Genomic DNA, 17,790 nt, shown 5'->3' with positions numbered 1-17,790 from the left:
TCTATTTTTGAGGTTGTTAACTTATTTGTTAAAGGAATTAAAGAACTGCTCTTCATAGCTGTTTCCTACAGGTATTTCTTCGCCGGCAATTGTAATTATTTTGCTGCGCACATTTTCTATATGCCTGAAAGACACGATATAAGAGCGGTGTACTCGTATAAAATTGTTTGCAGGCAATTTCTCTGTCATGGCTTTCATCGTCATTCTTGCTATAACAGGCTTTTGATCTTTGATATGGATTTTCAGGTAGTCATCAAGGCCTTCAATAAACAGTATATCTGCCAGATTTATCTTAATGAGGCTGTAATCTGCGCGTATGAAAAGATACTGGTCTCTTTGCGTAGACTGCTTATTGAGGTATTGATGAAAATCACTGGCTTTGGTAACAGACTGCAAAAAACGATCGTATGTAAATGGTTTTAAAAGATAATCGACAGCATTTAGTTCAAACCCTTCCACGGCAAACTCACTGTAAGCTGTAGTAAAGATTACCATTGTTTGCTGCTTTAATGCACGGTAAAGATCGGTACCCTTCAGGGAAGGCATGTTAATGTCCAGGAACAGTAAATCAACCGGAAATCGGTTCACATATCTCAGTGCTTCCTGTGGTTTGTTAAACATTTTTTCAACGCTTACCAGCCCGCTTTTAAGGCAGAAATTTTCGATTACCCGTAAGGCTGGCGGCTCATCATCTATTGCTACCGCTTTTATCATGAAAGATGCAGTTTAAGAGAAACAGTAAATACTTTTTCGGCGTCTGTGATAAGCAGGCTATGCTTGCCGGGATACAGTAATTTAAGCCTGTTCCTGGCATTGGCAATACCTACGCCTGTCCTTTCTTCTTCCGGCAGTTGTACAAAAACCTTGTTGTTTTGCACCATAAGGTGCAGTATACCGGCATCGACTGTAATGTTGATGACTATGGTTGATGCTTCTTCAGCGTTCACACCATGCTTAAAGGCATTTTCTATAAATGGTATAAGTATTAATGGTGCAATTTGCCTGTGGGCAATGTCTCCGTTTATCGCGTAGGTAAGGGGCAGTGTATTTCCAAAACGCAACTGTTGCAGATCTACAAAGCTGGTTATATAAGCAATGTCTTTTTCCAGGGCAATCATTTCTTTACCTGCATCTGTAAGTACATAACGCATCATAGCTGAAAGTTTTACCACAGCAGTAGCTGTATTCTCTGATTGCTCCAGCGCAAGTGCATAAATACTGTTTAAGGTATTAAAAAGAAAATGGGGGTTCACCTGTAGTTTCAGGTAAGATAATTCTGTATTCAGTTTATCTTCCTCAGCCTTTTTCCAGCGGATGTTGATCTTAAGCAGTAATGAAAAGAAGAATACACCCAAAAACAAAAACAGGTGATGGCTGATGGTGCTTATTGACAGAAAACTATCTTCTCCCCTGTCAGGTGGCGGTGGCATTACCGGCTGCGATGCATGATTTCCAAAATCTCTCATGTAGAAAGAATCCGGCGGCATACCAGGCCCCGCACCAAACTGTTGAAAAGCCGGCGGCCTGTGGGCCTGTACACCCATTACAAGGTTTGGTGTAAGCGTTATAATAAAAAAACAAACAATGGTAAAGCCTGCAAAAATCGAATACCGCTGGCTGAAATAATACTTTGGTATCAGCACAAAAAAATTGAGGTAGAAATATACAATCAGCAGGCTGTAGGCAATTATCTCTTTTACGGTTGGCGGGCTTTTTAACTCTACAAAAATCCTGGAAGAAGGCGGTGCAAAAAGCAGTGGCAGTGCAAGAAACAATATGCACCCGGTAATATTGATCAGTATGACCTGCGTTTTATTTTGCATGATATGCAGACAGCCTCAAAGATCTGTAAAGGTGCTTGTACATACGCGCATTTTGCGGTTAGCAGGCATATTATTACGGCAAACAAGAAAATTTCAAAAGGTTACTGACATAGGGTTGTCAGCACAGCCGATTTACTTTGTTGTTCAAACTAAAACATTACACCATGAATCAAACAACAAATGCAGCTGTTATAACGCCCGAACAATTACTGGAGCACTGGCAGGGCCACAGAAAACTTACCCGTAAAACCATTGAAGCATTTCCTGATGATAAATTATTTACCTATTCAATCGGAGGCATGAGACCTTTCTCAGAACTTGTAATGGAATTTATTGATATGACCGGCCCCGGCATTACCGGTATTCAATCTGGTGAGTGGAAGAAGTTTGGAGAAGACAGCAGACCAAAGCCTGCAACAAAAGCAGCTCTTTTAGCCCGCTGGGATGAAGTTACCGAGCTGCTGAACAGCACATGGCCCAACATAAAACCCGAACGCTTCCAGGAACGAGAACTTGCCTTTGGCCAGTGGGATGGCACGGTCTACTGGTCCGTACTTTATTTTATCGATAACGAAATTCATCACAGGGGGCAGGGGTTTGTTTACCTGCGTTCTCTTGGTATAGAGCCGCCGCCGTTTTGGAACAGGCAATAAGAATAAGAAAATTTGTTGACCGGCTGCATTGCTGCTATCAGCTTTGGTTGTGTCACTCACTTGTACATTTGGTTTCCTGTGCGGCATTGTGTAAGGCACTTACAAAACAAGACCCCGCTAAGTTTCGAAAGCTTGGCGGGGTCGTGTTTATTATTTGTATGTAATACGAACGTGATGATCTTCACCAAAGCCGCACACGCAGTATCGTTGTTGCAGAAAGCACTGTAGTACAAGAGTGCGACGCAACCAGGGCTTAATGCATATTCAACAGCCCGGTTCATAATAACTATTTTATATCTTCAAATTCTATGTATTCCCCGTCTGTTGTAGTGGTATCTTTCCTGGTAGATACGTTTGCGGGCTGAGCTGGTTTTTGTGGCTGTTGTTGTGATTGTTGCCTGTTTTGTTGTTCTTCCTGCATACGCCGCATTTCGTTTACCTGGCTTTTAAAACGGGAAGTGGTTTTTGCAACGGGCACTACAAAATCAAATACCAGTTTATAAACGATATAAAAAACGATTAGTAAGGCTATTATTTCTCCAAATGCCATGGGCAATTATTTAAACAGCCATCATTTCTTTTTCTTTGGCTGCAAGGTGTTTATCTACAAGAACAATGTATTTATCGGTCATTAGCTGTATATCTTTTTCTGCATCTTTAACAGCATCTTCACTTAACCCGTCTTTCTGCAGTTTCTTTATATGCTCTATAGAATCTCTGCGGATATTGCGTATAGCTACTTTAGAATGTTCGCCCTCTGCACTTGCTTTTCTGAATAATTCTTTTCTGCGCTCTTCGGTTAAAGGCGGCATAAAAAGTCTTATCTGTACACCATCATTTTGCGGCGTAATACCAATGTTTGCCTGTAAAATAGCCCGCTCTATGGCTGCGAGCATGTTTTTTTCCCAGGGCTGAATGCTTATGGTGCGGGCATCGAGTACGCTTACATTTGCAACCTGGTTGAGTGGTGTGGGAGAACCATAATATTCTACATTAATTCCATCGAGCATTGCAGGAGAGGCTTTTCCGGCCCTGATCTTTGTAAGTTCACTTTCAAGATGGGCTATTGCTTTTTTCATAGAAGATTCAGCATCGTCCATAATCAGTTCCAGTTCTTCCGTAACCATAGTAATTTTTTGTGCAGCAAAGCTAATAATAGATGATGCATTCTCAAAATGCAAGCCTCATTTTAATAAATCCTTGTAATATTCTATTGCAGTGTAGTTATTCTGCTTTTGTTTTTGGAGCAGTTAAGGCTATATTTTCTACAGCAGCCTTTTTTGAATTGAGCTTGTTGTTTTCTGCCTCGTCTGCATACAGGTTAAGCACTTTGGCATCGGAAGGATTTTTCTTTTCGTCCGCTACATGCAAAGGATTAAACCTGGTGAAAAATTTAACTACAAAAACACCAAGGAAAAATAGTGCGGTAAGAATTATTGCTGCCAGGTTTACATTAAGTGCATTTAAAAAATACCCGGCAAATGCAAGGAAAATACTTGCAAGCAGCATGGTAATAGTTACCTGCATATGGTTAAAACCTTTACTGAGCAGTAAATGATGAATATGATTTCTATCCGGGGTAAAAGGAGAAGAGCCTTTTGTAAGTCTTACAATAAAAACGCGCAAAACGTCTAATACAGGAATGATAACGATAGCGAATGCCAGCGCCAGCGGAGAACTGATGTTTAAACCACCGGATGTTGTGCTGCCTTGTTCTATAACTTTTACAACAAAAATTGCATTCACCAGGCCTATCAGCATAGAGCCGGAATCGCCCATAAATATTCTCGCCGGTGGAAAATTGAAAACAAGAAAAGCCATCAATGTTCCGGCCATTGCAAAACCAAGAATCGCGTAACCCATATCACCCTTGAGGTAAAACAGTAAGCCAAAAAACACAGACGATACCAATCCTAAAGAACCTGCGAGGCCATCTACGCCATCAATCAGGTTAAAGGAATTGATGATGAGTAATATGGCAAAGAAAGTAATGAGGTAGCTTGCTGTAGCATTAAGTTCATAAAATCCGCCCAGCCCCTGCAGGTTTGTAATGAGTAAATGAGCTTTTGTAGTTACAATCAAAGAAACAAGCAACTGGCCTGCAAGTTTTTTCAGCGGGTGAAGAATAAACAAATCATCAATCACTCCCAGCATGAAAATGATAAAAAAGGAAGCAAGGTAATATTGGAAAACAGAATCACCAATGCTGAAATCACTTACCAGCAGTACGCTGATCGACAGACCGGCAATCATACCGACACCACCAAGAGAAGAAATGGAATGTGTATGTGTTTTTCTTTCGTCAGGCTTGTCGTAAAGCTTATTTATTCTGGCAACTCTTATTATAAAAGGCATCAATAAGAAGGTAACAATATAAGCAATGAACATCCCTACAGCAACTAAAATCATTTAGGGCAATTTTTTAGTGATCAACTGATTTTTCACTCATATAGCAATACAGCAGCGATCAAAACAGTGCGAAAATAGAGCTTAATTTTTAAAAAAGCTTAAAATAGCTGTCCAAATTCGGCACACGGGGCATTACTCTTTTAGTTTATCCTTTAGATTTGCAATCCTAAAACCAAAGCATGAAATCTACAACGGAGCTAAAAGATATTGCCAGTCAAATACGAAGAGATATTGTAAGAATGGTGCACGCTGTACAAAGCGGCCATCCGGGCGGTTCTCTTGGTTGCACAGATTTTTTTACAGCCTTGTACTTTAGTATTATGGAGCACAACCCTTCATTTAATATGGATGCTGTAAATGAAGATGTTTTCTTTCTGTCCAATGGCCACATATCCCCGGTATTTTATTCGGCGCTTGCCCGTTCAGGATATTTCGATGTAAAAGAGCTGTCTACTTTTCGCAAACTCGGTACACGCCTGCAGGGCCACCCGGCCACGCACGAACACCTGCCTGGTATTCGTGTTGCAAGCGGTTCTCTTGGCCAGGGATTGAGCGTAGCAATTGGTGCCGCGCTCAGCAAAAAATTAAACGGCGATAAGCATCTTGTTTTTTCACTGCATGGTGATGGTGAACTTGACGAAGGACAGATATGGGAAGCAGTTTTAAGCGCACCACACTTAAAAGTAGATAACCTGATAACAACCGTTGACTGGAATGGCCAGCAGATTGACGGCCCTACAGACAAAGTAATGAACCTGGGCGACCTGCGTTTGAAATTCGAAGCATTTGGCTGGCTGGTTCTTGAAATGGACGGCAACGATATGGACGATGTAATTGCCACCATCAATAAAGCAAAAGGCATGACAGGTAATGGCAAACCCGTTTGCATACTCATGAAAACCGTAATGGGCAAAGGTGTAGATTTTATGGAGGGGCATCATGAATGGCACGGCATAGCGCCAAATAATGACCAGCTTGCAAAAGCACTTGCTCAATTACCCGAAACACTGGGCGACTATTAATGCTCCCTGGCAAATAATATTTAAAAAGCAGCTTTTATAAAGCTGCTTTTTGGTTTTGGTAGCCGGCTGCATGTCTGTGGGCATCGCCTGTTGCGTCGCACTCTTCAACATTATATCATTATGCATCACTTCGGGTACAGTCATGCATACACGTTACAACCTGTTTTTTTGGCAGCGGTTAGAATACCTGCTGCATTATAAAAACCGGAACGCTGCAGCCGCCACAAAGGAGGAACCATGAAGTGAGTGACACAACACCAGATGCCATGTAATACAAAAGCCGGTATCATAATAAATCAAATGTTTTAAATTGGCAGCATGATACACGATCAACTACTGCTTATCATTGGTTTATTGCTATGTGTAGCCATGCTCTCTATGCTCAGCGATAAACTGCGTATTCCCTACCCGATCTTCCTGGTAATAGCAGGCTTGCTCATTAGCCTTATACCCGGTGTACCGCCTGTTAAACTTCATCCTGATCTTGTTTTCCTTATTTTTCTGCCGCCGCTTTTGTATGCAGCCGCCTGGAATACGTCCTGGCACGACTTCTGGGCTGCCAAAAGACCAATCACCCTGCTCGCATTCGGGCTGGTTATTTTTACGGCCAGCCTCGTGGCCATTGTATCCAACGCTATCATCCCCGATTTTTCGCTTGCATTGGGGTTCCTGCTTGGTGGCATAGTATCGCCACCTGATGCCATTGCCGCTACCAGTGTGATACAGAAGATGAATGTACCTAAGCGTATTGTTACCATACTGGAAGGTGAAAGCCTGGTAAATGATGCGTCGAGCCTGATCGTATTCCGTTTTGCGCTTGCTGCAGTAAGTACGGGGCAGTTTGTGTTCTGGACAGCAGCAGGTGATTTTGCAAAAGTGGTATTGATGGGCATTGTAGTGGGCCTGGCTATTGCACATATTATCTATGCCATACATAAGTTTTTGCCAACTACGCCAAGTATAGATACGGCTATTACTCTTATAACACCATATCTCATGTACATTACAGCGGAGCATTTTCATTTTTCTGGTGTACTGGCTGTGGTAAGCGGTGGTCTTTTCCTGACTTTTCGTTCTGGAGATATTTTCTCATATGAAACAAGGTTACAGGCTGTTAGTGTTTGGCAAACCCTTGTTTTTCTCCTCAACGGTATTGTCTTTATTATGATTGGCTTGCAGCTACCAGAAATTACAGGTGGTCTTGGCGAATATTCGATAGGTGAAGTTATTTTTTATGCTGTTGTCATTAGCATAGTTACGATCATCATCCGTTTAATCTGGATTTACCCCGGGGCTTACCTGCCCAGGTTTCTTTTCAGGAGTATCAGGGAAAATGAGCCAAACCCGGGTTGGCGACTCGTTTTTATAACCGGGTGGAGTGGTATGCGCGGCGTGGTTTCACTGGCCTCTGCTCTCGCTGTTCCTTTAACGCTCGATACCGGAGGCGCATTTCCACATCGCAACCTCATTCTTTTCATCACATTCATTGTAATTCTTTGCACATTGGTACTACAGGGTTTAAGCCTGCCATGGATCATCAAAAAACTAAACATTGCATCCGGCGATTCTCATGAAAAACAGGAAATGGAAATCCGCTACAAACTGGCAACCGCGGTACTGGACCATATTACAACCAACTATGCATCTGAAACTGCAAACATTGATGCCTATAAGCGGGTAAAAGAACGGTATGAGCGCATGGTTCAGATAACAAGCAATAAACTAAACAATGAAGAAGCAAAAGAAGAAGCTCCTTCTTTTCTGCCTGCGTACTATAAAATGCTATACGAAATGATTGAAGTACGACGCAAAGAAATTAAAGAAATGCGGCGGGAAAAATCATTCAACGAAGAAATATTAAGAGAGAAAGAAAGAGAGCTGGACCTGGAAGAAGCACGGATAAGGAAGTAGACAACTCTGGCAGGGAAATTGAAATTTTACTGCTAAAAGTTATTTATGAAACGCTATATGATATGCCTGTTGTTTTTTGCTGCCTGTAATAGTGCAACAGATAAAAACAATCTTTCCAGCGACACGGTTAGTATGCAGGTGCCTCAACAACAAGTAATGACTGATACTGTAAAAACTACCCTGGAGGGATCATGGCAATTACAACCTGTGCTTGCGTCTGATACTGCTGCCGGCAAAATACCCATGCTGGTTTTTGACCTGAAGTCAAAAAAATTCCAGGGCAATACCGGTTGTAACAATATGAGTGGCAGCTTTATTACAAGCGGAGACAGCCTTTCTTTTAACGAACAGATCCTGATGACAAAAATGGCATGTGCAGGTTATAATGAAGCAGGCTTTATTCAAAGTCTTACAAAAGTCAATCATTTTAAAATTGAACAGGGGGTGCTCCAGTTGTTGCAGGACCAAACCATTTTATCAAAATGGATCAGGAAAGATGCTACTGTGCAGAAGAAAATATAGGTGTTACTTCAACTCTTCAAATGCGCCTGTTTGTCGGTTTTTTCTTACGTTGTCCCAATTGAAATAACGGCCGTTCATGGCTACATATACACCGTGTGGCAGGCTTTGCACAAAAGCCAATGCACTGCCCATGTTAAACAAGCCGTCGGAGCTACCAAATTTATACGGTATCATGGCGCCTGTAAGCACAATTGTTTTCTGCATATTTTTAGTGGCAAGCAGCCGGGCCGTATCGGCCATTGTATCGGTACCGTGGGTGATGATGATTTTATCTTCCGACGCCTTCGAACAATTTTCAGCAATCAGGTTTCGGTCTGCCTCTGTCATTTCCAGGCTGTCGATCATCATCAGGGTGCGAATCTCTACATCAACACGGCTGCGCCCCAGTTTAAGCAGCTCAGACATATGTGTGTCCTTAAAAAAAAGCTGTCCGGTTATCTCGTTGTATTCCTTATCGAAAGTGCCGCCTGTAATAAAAATGCGAATAGACATAAGCTCAATTATGCGGTGAAAATACCATGCTTTGCAAATAACCGGCGCATATGCGTACAAAATTTTATGAAGCCGGCTGCAAAACTTTACGCATCGTCCCTTGCGTCGCACACTTGTACTGTATAATTAAAAGGAGCTGCAGCGATCTGTCTGTTAAAAATTGCTTTTTATTAAACTGATCAATTATTAATATGCGCAGACAAAAACAGGTATGGGTCCAGTGAGAACTCCCTGTCGATTACCAAGGGCTCTTCGCAAAGCTCCAGCTGAATGTAAGCCTCACCCTGCCTTATAAGCCACAGGTATAATTGGCGGCTCTTATCAAGGTCATTCAATACTTCGGGTAAAATTTCAGGAAGCCTGCCGTTCCAGCATGCATCTTCCAGCATTTGCTGGTGAGAACTTTCATCTGCATTTGTTCTAGCAGCCTGACTGCACTCCTTTTTTACAAAGCTGGTTCCGGTTAGCAGCAAAATCTCCTTTTGCATGTTTCGTGTTTTCATGTATCTGGCATTTGCTATTATAAGATACAAACGAAATACCGTAATTCATAGCTTTTATAAGATGGCTTTGTTTCAATGCTTTAATAAAAATCATATGAATAAAAATTTACTCACGCTGTAGAAAAGCGAAACGAAAACAATTGACAATGGGAAAATTTATGCTTGCTATATTTAGCTATTTTTACCCGGAAATAAACAGGCATGCAAATAAATTTCAGTTACGATAAAAAGAAGGTTTTACAAGCCCTGCGTTATCATTTTATCTGGCAACCGGAAATAAGGATTTTACTGATACTGGTAATTGTGTTTGATATAGTGGCAGCAGTACTTTATATGATTGGCAAGGTAAGACCAGAGCCTTTTTTGCTGGGATCATTTATATGGCTGATGTTTATTGTTTCTTTCTGGTTTATTCTGCCCGGCAACATTTACAAAAAGTCTGAAACGTTCAGAGATAAGTTCCTGATTGATTTTGAAAACAATGCTGTAACACTGCAAAACGAAAAAGGAATGATGCAATGGCAGTGGGGCCAGTTTGTAAAGTACTTCGAGAGCCCGCATTTTTTTCATTTATATCTTTCTGCAAAATCTTTTTTCCTGGTGCCCAAAGACAATATGGATGAGGATTTCAGGCATAACCTGCGTGGCATGCTGCGGGATAAGATTAAAACTGCCGCAAAAAGGTAGGCGGATCGCCCTTGCTGCCTGTTGCTTATACAGTACAAGAGTGCGACGCAACAAAAGCTTCATAGTTATTCTTTGCCTGGTACAAAAAACTCTTTCAAAGCATTTTTTCCATTGCGAAGTGTGGTATAGTTACTTCGAGAAATTCATCGCCCGCTACTCTGTAACCGGATTTTTCGTAAAACCCTACCGCGGTTTTACGGGCATGCATCATTATCCGCTTATACCCCAGGTCCCTGGAAATATTTTCGGCAAATTGCATTAATACCTTCCCAATACCTTTACCTTGCAGGCCGGATATTACTGCCATTTGCCTGAGTTGCACGAGGCTTTTATCCAGCGGAACGAGCATACAGCAACCTTCCAGTTTATCATCGTCAAAACAACCTATGTGTATGTTATTTTTTTCCTGTTCCAGTTCTTCCTGTGTAAAAGATAAGCCAAGGGGTCGTCTTAGTATCTGGTAGCGCAGGTCTACCATTTGCTTATACTCTTTGGTTCCGTAGTCGATAATTTTTACTGCCATAACCTGATGATTTGCCAAATTAATATTTTTTAAGCAAAATCTGTTAAGAATCAAAAGCAATTACCGACCTTAATGGCTCTTTAAAACAAAAAAGGCCCAACTTATTGCTAATTGTCCAAAAATTATATTTTTGCACCCATAACAAAACATAAAACAATGTCAGACATCGCTACAAGAGTTAAAAAAATCATTGTTGACAAATTAGGAGTTGACGAAGCAGAAGTTACCACAGAGGCTTCTTTCACCAATGATTTAGGCGCCGATTCTCTGGATACAGTAGAACTAATTATGGAATTTGAAAAAGAATTCAATATTTCTATTCCTGACGAGCAGGCAGAAACAATTACTACTGTTGGCCAGGCAGTAACCTACCTCGAAGAACATGCTAAATAGCAGATAATTCCGGTTAAAATATTTAAGTTTATTGATCCGCCATGCACATGCGTTTGCACTGCGCATGGCGGATTTTCTCTCAAATTAAGGCAAGTCATATGGAGTTAAACAGAGTTGTGGTTACTGGAATGGGCATTATTTCTCCGATTGGTAACAATCTGAACGACTATTGGAACAATCTCGTAAACGGTGTTTCAGGAGCCGGTCCCATTACTCTTTATGACGCCTCCAAATTCAAAACCCGCATTGCATGCGAGGTTAAAAATTTTAACCCGGAAAATCATCTTGAACGTAAAGAAGTAAGAAAACTCGACAGGTTTACCCAGTTTGGTCTTGTAGCAAGCGACATGGCAATGGCCGATGCCGGCCTTTCCAAAGAAAATATAAACCCCGATCGTGTAGGTGTAATTTTTGGCAGCGGCATTGGTGGTGTACTCACTTTTCAGCAGGAAGTTTCTGACTTTGCAAAAGGCGATGGCACACCACGCTACAGCCCTTTCTTCATACCAAAAATGATCCTCGATATAGCTTCTGGCCAGATTTCTATGCGGCACAACCTGCGCGGACCCAACTTTGCCGTAGTAAGTGCCTGCGCTACCAGTACCAATTGCATCATGGAAGCTTTCAACCTGCTGCGCCTGAATAAAGCAGATATTATTCTTGCAGGTGGCAGCGAAGCTGCTGTTGTAGAAGCCGGTATGGGTGGCTTTGTTTCCATGAAGGCCTTAAGCGAAAGAAATGACGACCCTAAAACTGCCAGCAGACCTTACGATAAGGACCGCGATGGTTTTGTAATGGGCGAAGCAGGCGGAATACTGGTAATGGAAACCTTAAAAAGTGCACTTGCCAGGGGTGCAAAAATTTACTGCGAAGTGGCAGGCGCCGGCGCAACAGCAGATGCTTACCATATTACTGCCCCGCACCCTGAAGGCCTTGGTGCCCGTAACGTAATGAAAGCTGCTCTCGAAGATGCAGAAATGACCCCTCAGGATATCGACTATATTAATACACACGGCACATCAACACCACTTGGTGATGGCGCTGAGGTAAAAGCCATCCTTGATGTTTTTGGTGATCATGCCTATAATCTCAACATCAGCTCCACAAAATCCATGACGGGCCATTGTCTTGGTGCCGCAGGTGTAATTGAAGCTATTGCAGCTATCATGAGCGTGGCCACTGATGTTGTACCTCCTACTATTAACCATTTCACAGACGACCCTGAAATTGACTCCAGGCTAAACTTTACATTCAACCAGGCCCAGCACAGGCCCGTTCGTGCGGCGCTAAGCAACACTTTTGGTTTTGGCGGTCACAATGCATGCGTTATTGTAAAAAAATACGTAGCTTGATGCCTGTGAATTTCCTTCGTAAAATTTTAAAGTCTTCTTCTAACCCATCATTTGCCAAGCAATTAGAAAATGTACTGGGAATAAAACCCGGTAATTTTACGCTTTACCAGACTGCCTTAAGTCACCGTTCTGTTAAAGAAGGTGCTGACGAAAACAACGAAAGGCTCGAATACCTGGGAGATGCCGTGCTAAGCGGAATTATTGCAGACTATCTCTTTAAACGCTACCCGTACAAAGGCGAAGGTTTTTTAACTGAAATGCGCAGCAAAATGGTAAACCGCCAGCAGTTAAACGATGTGGCGTTGAAAATGGGCCTCAAGAAGCTTACCATGTATAATAAATTTGATAACGCGCTTAAGTCCAGCCAGATATTCGGCAATACGCTGGAAGCAGTAGTAGGCGCCGTTTACCTCGATAAAGGGTACAGAAAAACGCAGCAATGGGTGCTTAAACGAATAGTAATACCCCACCTGTTTGTGGAAGATCTTGAACTAATCGACATAAACCTCAAAAATAAACTGATCGGCTGGGCAAGCAAAAACGGGAAAACGCTCGACTTTCAAACCATTCATGAAAAACTCGAAAATGGCCGGCGCATTTTTACTATCGCCGCTGTGCTGGACGGTGAAACCCTTTCTGAAGGCAAAGGTTACAATAAAAAAGACGCAAGCCAGGTAGCCGCACAACTGGCCATCGAAAAATTAGGTTTATAAACTTGTCCAAACAATAGTTCATTGTGGCATCGCCTGTTGTGTCACTCCCTTCAGGGTTCCTCTTTTATGGCGGCTGCAGCGTTCCGGTATATACTTCAAAATCTTTTCATTTTACCCTTGTTATTAAAAGCTTTGTCAATACCGCGCCAGGTATGATCTTTATGTATTCAATGAAACACAATCGCCCATGCTAAAAAAGGTTGTTATCATAGGCCCGGAAAGCACCGGCAAAAGCACACTTAGCCAGCAGCTGGCGCAACATTACAATACAAGCTGGTGCCAGGAATACGCCAGGGAGTTCCTGCTCAATCACGGTACCAGTTATACTTTTGAAGATCTCGAAATAATCGCGAAAGGACAGTTAACGCTGGAAGAAGCAGCCATTAATAACGCTGCTATCAATAGCAAACCGGTAGTTTTCATAGATACAGATATGTATGTTATGAAAGTTTGGTGCGAGTATGTATTTGGAAAATGTCACCAGCTTATTTTAGATCAGATCGTAGAGAGAAAATACGATCTCTACCTGCTTTGCAATATCGATCTTCCCTGGGTTGCAGACGAATTAAGGGAATACCCGGATGAGCAGCCCCGCATAGAACTATATAATATCTACAAAGACATCATGATCAACCAACCCACTACGTGGGCAGACATCAGCGGTAATTATGCAGAGCGGCTTTCCAAAGCAATAGAAGCTGTTGATGCGCTGCTGCATTAACCGATACAAACATCCTCAAAAAATATAACTTCCATAACAGGCGCCGGCTGTACTTTTGCAGCAATTTTATGAGCATTCCTTTTGATAAATATGAAGCAGTTATTGGCCTTGAAGTACACGCGCAGCTAGCCACACAAAGCAAACTTTTTTGTGGCGACAGTGTTGCTTTTGGCGCCGAACCCAACACGCATGTAAGTCCAATTACGCTCGGCCACCCGGGCACGCTGCCCAAAACAAACAGGAAAGCAGTGGAATACGCCATAAAAATGGGGCTTGCCTGCCATTGCGAAATTGAGCGGTATAACTATTTTGCCCGCAAAAATTATTTCTACCCCGATTTACCGAAGGGCTACCAGGTATCTCAGCATACTACGCCCATTTGCAAAGGTGGCTATGTAACCATAAAAACCGAAAGCGGCCAGCGCGACGTACAGTTAAACAGGATACACATGGAAGAGGATGCCGGTAAAAGCATCCACGATATTGACGAAGCGTACACCTGCGTAGATTATAACCGCGCCGGAACACCGTTGATTGAAATAGTTACAGAACCTGATATACATTCTGCCGAAGAAGCATACCAGTACGTGACCGAAGTAAGAAGGCTCGTGCGCTGGATAAATATTTGCGATGGAAATATGGAGGAAGGAAGCCTCCGGTGCGATGCCAACGTTTCCATACGCCTGAAAGGTGAAACGAAACTGGGCACCAAAGTAGAAGTGAAAAACCTCAATTCTATCAGGAACGTAAAACGCGCCATTGAAATAGAGATTGAAAGAATGATAACACTTGTCGAAGGTGGCGGTACTGTTACGCAGCAAACACGCAGCTTCGACGCAAATAACGATACAACTTTTGCCATAAGAGACAAAGAAGAAGCAAACGACTACCGTTATTTCGCAGAACCCGATCTTGCGCCTTTCGTGTTGGAAGAAACGCTTATCGATTCTATCCGACTTAACCTCCCTGCTTTACCAAATGCACTCGTGGAAAAATACAGGCTTGGTCTCGGTTTAAGCGAGTATGATGCTATGCAGTTGTGTTTGGATAAAGACGTGGCTGATTATTACGAGTCAGTTATCGAAAAAACGTCTAACTATAAAGCAGCGGCCAACTGGATAAACGGACCGGTGAAACAGTTTATCAACGAGCAAAATACAACACTGGCAAACTTCAGGCTAAAACCTGCACAGCTTGCAGATCTTATAAAACTTGTAGAAGAAGGAAAGGTTAGTTTCTCTGTTGCGTCTACCAAAATTTTTCATGCCATGATGGAGCAGCAGGATAAATCAGCGCTGGATCTTGCTACATCACTAAATCTCCTACAGGTAAGTGATAGTAACGAGCTTGAAAGCTGGATAAATACAGCACTTGCAAAAATGCCTGATAAAGTAACCGAATACAGGAAAGGCAAAAAAGGGCTTATCGGCCTGTTTATTGGCGAAGTAAAAAAATTAAGTAAAGGCAAGGCTGACCCTAAAAAAGTAACCGACCTGCTTGAACAAAAACTAAATAATAATTAATAATACAGTCTGATGAAAAAAAATGTTGTGTTTGTGCTATTGGCTTTGGCAGCATTCTCCGCATGCAGCAATAGCGGTGGCGATGGAAAAAATTTTACCGTAAGTGGTAAGATCGAAAATGGAAAAGCAAAAAATATCTTCCTCGAGCAAATACCTTTCGACAACACAGAACCCAAAGTGGTCGATTCCATTGCTTTGCCGGCAGACGGAAATTATACCTTGAAAGCTGTTGCCAAAGAACAGAATCTTTATGTTATCACACTCGACCACCAACCGGCACTCTTCTTCATCAATGACAATAACGACATAAAGATCAGCGCCAATCTCGATGCAAGCTTCAGAACACCTTACATTTCCAACAGCGATGCCACAAAAAGTGTTTACGCTTTTCTCAACGATTTTCGGGCAAAAGATTCAGCAGTTGGTATCGTGTTTACCGAAATGAGCAACAAATACCAGGCAAATCCTGCAGACAGTTCGCTTACACTCTTACAGGCCGAAGGGGCAAAACTTGCAGCCGATGTAAAAGAATATGTAAAGAAATTTATTATGAGTACAAAGAGCCCGGCTGCCGCATACTATGCACTTACCGTTGCCGGCTCCAGGAATGTGTTGGATATTTCAGAAATAGATTCACTTACACGCACCACGTCAGACAAGTTTAAAGAACACGCCGGGCTTGCAATATTCAAAAGCCTGCTGGCGCAGGAGCTCGCACAAAGCGCAACACCACCCGATGCCGCGGCAAACGCAACATACTCTTTGCTTAACCAGCAGGCGCCCAACCTCACCATGAACGATCCTGCCGGAAAGCCTGTCAGCATCAACAGTTTCAAAGGCAAATATGTATTGGTAGATTTCTGGGCAAGCTGGTGCGGACCATGCAGAATGGAAAATCCAAACGTAGTAGCAGCATATAACAAGTACAAAGACAAAAACTTCACCATTCTGGGCGTATCGCTCGACAAAGAAAAAAGCCTGTGGTTAGAAGCCATCAAAAAAGATAGCTTAACATGGACACACATGAGTGATCTTAAATATTGGGAAAGTGCTGCTGTACCTGCTTATAAAATTGAAGGTATTCCGTTTAATGTTTTGCTCGATCCTTCAGGAAAAATCATCGCATCTTCTTTGCGCGCAGACGCGCTGGATAAGAAGCTGGCAGAAGTATTACAGTAAGATTTTTTTGTAGCCGGCTGCAATACTACTATTAAACTTCTGTTGCGTCGCACTCTTGTACGGTTAATATATAACTCAGCAAGTGTGCGGCGTTTTTATTTTTCTTCACCGTTGATCCTGCTGTAAAGTGCTTTAAAGCAATCCCACGCAGTTCCTGTACCTTCTTTATTATCTTTCTTCAGTCCGTAAAAACCATCCATAAAATCGTCAGCATCACTCCAGACGGTTTGCATCATACCTTTAAAATGTTCCTGCATTTCTTTGGTCGATTCTTTTCTAAAATGGATCATGTCATTCATTTGTACAACTGCCAATGCCGGTTCGCGCCACGGGCAGGTAATCACATCAATGCCTTTCATGGCAAAGTAAACGGGTGTTTTATCGGCGCGTTCGTAATGCCAGTCGCAAACAACCACGTCTTTGGGTATCATATCTATTGCACGGTATGTATCGTTATAGCTTGCTTCCCACATACCAAGGCCGGTGGTTTTACCATCAATCAGCCTGTCGCCCCATATCCATAGTTCCCGGTTTTGCAGTGCCAGGTGGTTGCGTATAGTGCTAACCTCGCCGGCAAATAGTTCAGCCTTGTCTTTACCGCTGCAGCGGGGGCATCTATCTTCCCCCAGGTAAAACACTTCATCCATACCTGCATGAAAAGCATCTGTTTCAAATACGTTACATATTTCATCTACCAGCTCAAACACTACTTTATGTACGCCGGGGTGCAGCGGGCAATAGCTTTTGCAATAAAGACTATCAGCATTGGGCCATACATATTTCTCCGGCAGTTTTACATACGGTGTTTCATCAAACGCAGGATACACTTCCAGCAGTTTGCCGTTTGTGCCTGCCCATGACTGGTGCCCCAAAAGATTTACCTGTGGTATAAGGCGGATGTTGTTTTTCCGGCATGTGTTTACCAACTGTTGCACATCGCTTTTGGTTAGCGGGTGCCGGCTGCTTAGTTCCGGGTGAGAAGTGTATGCATAATTATAATCTACGCGCAGTATAAGTGTATTTACTTTTCTTGGTGCCAGTTCCTCGTTGAGAAACTTAATAAAACGTGGCACCTGGTCTGGTGCTGGTGCCGCAATACAAAAACCACGTACGGGCAGTATACTGTCTAATACGGGTTTTGCGATTGCGCCTTGTGCATTGGCAACTATATGCAGCAAAAGCAAAAAGCAAACAAAAAGACAGGTGCTGATCTTCATAACAGTGTTTTACCTGTTGAAGATAGTAAAGAACAAAAAGCTTTAAGTATGTAATTGGGGGAGGTGCATGAAACAGCACCACCTGTTGCCATGCCAACCTACAGTACAAGTGTGCGACGCAACAGGTGATGCCATGTAATACAGGAG

The 17,790-nt window shown here is 42.5% G+C and carries 20 protein-coding genes; 11 read left to right on the top strand and 9 right to left on the bottom strand.

Annotated elements, in window-relative coordinates; all coding sequences use genetic code 11:
• Positions 1–21: 21 nt before the first annotated feature.
• Positions 22–714 carry a LytR/AlgR family response regulator transcription factor gene (locus tag I5907_RS06245; protein WP_196989854.1) on the bottom strand — a complete coding sequence of 231 codons (693 nt, stop codon included), beginning with the start codon at positions 712–714 and terminating at the stop codon, positions 22–24.
• A complete protein-coding gene (locus I5907_RS06240; protein WP_196989853.1) occupies positions 711–1,823 on the bottom strand; it encodes a sensor histidine kinase in 1,113 nt (370 codons plus the stop codon). Before I5907_RS06240 ends, I5907_RS06245 begins: the two co-directional genes overlap by 4 nt.
• 164 nt (positions 1,824–1,987) lie before the next feature.
• On the opposite strand from I5907_RS06240, the gene I5907_RS06235 reads away from it, so the two are divergent.
• On the top strand, positions 1,988–2,476 hold the full coding sequence (locus I5907_RS06235; RefSeq protein ID WP_196989852.1) for a DinB family protein: 489 nt from the start codon (positions 1,988–1,990) through the stop codon (positions 2,474–2,476).
• Between the two features lie 286 nt (positions 2,477–2,762).
• Here the strand turns inward: I5907_RS06235 and I5907_RS06230 are convergent, their stop codons facing one another.
• The 3 genes from I5907_RS06230 to I5907_RS06220 all read right to left on the bottom strand — a co-directional run bounded on the left by I5907_RS06230 (position 2,763) and on the right by I5907_RS06220 (position 4,885).
• Complete coding sequence (locus I5907_RS06230; RefSeq protein ID WP_196989851.1) at positions 2,763–3,026, bottom strand: DUF4834 family protein; 264 nt, start codon at positions 3,024–3,026, stop codon at positions 2,763–2,765.
• 10 nt (positions 3,027–3,036) lie between these two features.
• Positions 3,037–3,603 (bottom strand): ribosome recycling factor, encoded by a 567-nt coding sequence (gene frr, locus I5907_RS06225; protein WP_196989850.1) that lies wholly within the window; start codon positions 3,601–3,603, stop codon positions 3,037–3,039.
• A gap of 97 nt (positions 3,604–3,700) precedes the next feature.
• Complete coding sequence (locus I5907_RS06220; RefSeq protein WP_196989849.1) at positions 3,701–4,885, bottom strand: MraY family glycosyltransferase; 1,185 nt, start codon at positions 4,883–4,885, stop codon at positions 3,701–3,703.
• Between the two features lie 179 nt (positions 4,886–5,064).
• Here I5907_RS06220 and I5907_RS06215 point away from each other — a divergent pair, with 179 nt between their 5' ends.
• The 3 genes from I5907_RS06215 (at position 5,065) to I5907_RS06205 (ending at position 8,340) form a co-directional block, all read left to right on the top strand.
• The gene (locus tag I5907_RS06215; protein WP_196989848.1) at positions 5,065–5,907 is read left to right on the top strand and encodes a transketolase; all 843 of its coding nucleotides are present in this window, start codon (positions 5,065–5,067) and stop codon (positions 5,905–5,907) included.
• 318 nt (positions 5,908–6,225) lie between these two features.
• On the top strand, positions 6,226–7,818 hold the full coding sequence (locus tag I5907_RS06210; protein WP_196989847.1) for a Na+/H+ antiporter: 1,593 nt from the start codon (positions 6,226–6,228) through the stop codon (positions 7,816–7,818).
• A gap of 45 nt (positions 7,819–7,863) precedes the next feature.
• On the top strand, positions 7,864–8,340 hold the full coding sequence (locus I5907_RS06205; protein WP_196989846.1) for an META domain-containing protein: 477 nt from the start codon (positions 7,864–7,866) through the stop codon (positions 8,338–8,340).
• A 3-nt stretch (positions 8,341–8,343) separates the two neighbouring features.
• Here I5907_RS06205 and I5907_RS06200 read toward each other — a convergent pair whose 3' ends face one another.
• On the bottom strand, positions 8,344–8,832 hold the full coding sequence (locus I5907_RS06200) for an asparaginase domain-containing protein (RefSeq protein WP_196989845.1): 489 nt from the start codon (positions 8,830–8,832) through the stop codon (positions 8,344–8,346).
• A gap of 179 nt (positions 8,833–9,011) precedes the next feature.
• Positions 9,012–9,320 (bottom strand): hypothetical protein, encoded by a 309-nt coding sequence (locus tag I5907_RS06195; protein ID WP_196989844.1) that lies wholly within the window; start codon positions 9,318–9,320, stop codon positions 9,012–9,014.
• A gap of 216 nt (positions 9,321–9,536) precedes the next feature.
• Here I5907_RS06195 and I5907_RS06190 point away from each other — a divergent pair, with 216 nt between their 5' ends.
• The gene (locus tag I5907_RS06190) at positions 9,537–10,022 is read left to right on the top strand and encodes a YcxB family protein (protein ID WP_196989843.1); all 486 of its coding nucleotides are present in this window, start codon (positions 9,537–9,539) and stop codon (positions 10,020–10,022) included.
• Between the two features lie 94 nt (positions 10,023–10,116).
• Here I5907_RS06190 and I5907_RS06185 read toward each other — a convergent pair whose 3' ends face one another.
• Entirely contained in the window at positions 10,117–10,545 is a 429-nt protein-coding gene (locus I5907_RS06185) for a GNAT family N-acetyltransferase (RefSeq protein WP_196989842.1), read from the bottom strand.
• Between the two features lie 156 nt (positions 10,546–10,701).
• On the opposite strand from I5907_RS06185, the gene I5907_RS06180 reads away from it, so the two are divergent.
• The 6 genes from I5907_RS06180 (at position 10,702) to I5907_RS06155 (ending at position 16,426) form a co-directional block, all read left to right on the top strand.
• Positions 10,702–10,938, top strand: coding sequence for an acyl carrier protein (locus tag I5907_RS06180; protein WP_147189896.1), 237 nt, complete (start codon positions 10,702–10,704; stop codon positions 10,936–10,938).
• A 98-nt stretch (positions 10,939–11,036) separates the two neighbouring features.
• Positions 11,037–12,290, top strand: coding sequence for a beta-ketoacyl-ACP synthase II (gene fabF, locus I5907_RS06175; RefSeq protein ID WP_196989841.1), 1,254 nt, complete (start codon positions 11,037–11,039; stop codon positions 12,288–12,290).
• A complete protein-coding gene (rnc, locus tag I5907_RS06170) occupies positions 12,290–13,003 on the top strand; it encodes a ribonuclease III (protein WP_196991026.1) in 714 nt (237 codons plus the stop codon). The genes fabF and rnc overlap by 1 nt, the downstream gene beginning before the upstream one ends.
• A 187-nt stretch (positions 13,004–13,190) precedes the next feature.
• Positions 13,191–13,724, top strand: coding sequence for an AAA family ATPase (locus tag I5907_RS06165; RefSeq protein WP_196989840.1), 534 nt, complete (start codon positions 13,191–13,193; stop codon positions 13,722–13,724).
• A 68-nt stretch (positions 13,725–13,792) separates the two neighbouring features.
• A complete protein-coding gene (gene gatB / locus I5907_RS06160; protein ID WP_196989839.1) occupies positions 13,793–15,247 on the top strand; it encodes an Asp-tRNA(Asn)/Glu-tRNA(Gln) amidotransferase subunit GatB in 1,455 nt (484 codons plus the stop codon).
• 12 nt (positions 15,248–15,259) lie between these two features.
• Entirely contained in the window at positions 15,260–16,426 is a 1,167-nt protein-coding gene (locus I5907_RS06155; protein ID WP_196989838.1) for a redoxin domain-containing protein, read from the top strand.
• A 95-nt stretch (positions 16,427–16,521) separates the two neighbouring features.
• Here I5907_RS06155 and I5907_RS06150 read toward each other — a convergent pair whose 3' ends face one another.
• Complete coding sequence (locus I5907_RS06150; RefSeq protein ID WP_196989837.1) at positions 16,522–17,643, bottom strand: family 20 glycosylhydrolase; 1,122 nt, start codon at positions 17,641–17,643, stop codon at positions 16,522–16,524.
• Positions 17,644–17,790: the final 147 nt, after the last annotated feature.

The sequence above is a fragment of the Panacibacter microcysteis genome (assembly GCF_015831355.1).
GTDB lineage: Bacteria > Bacteroidota > Bacteroidia > Chitinophagales > Chitinophagaceae > Panacibacter > Panacibacter microcysteis.
Note: the sequence above shows the minus strand (reverse complement) of the source record. Positions and strands in the feature narration are given on the sequence as shown.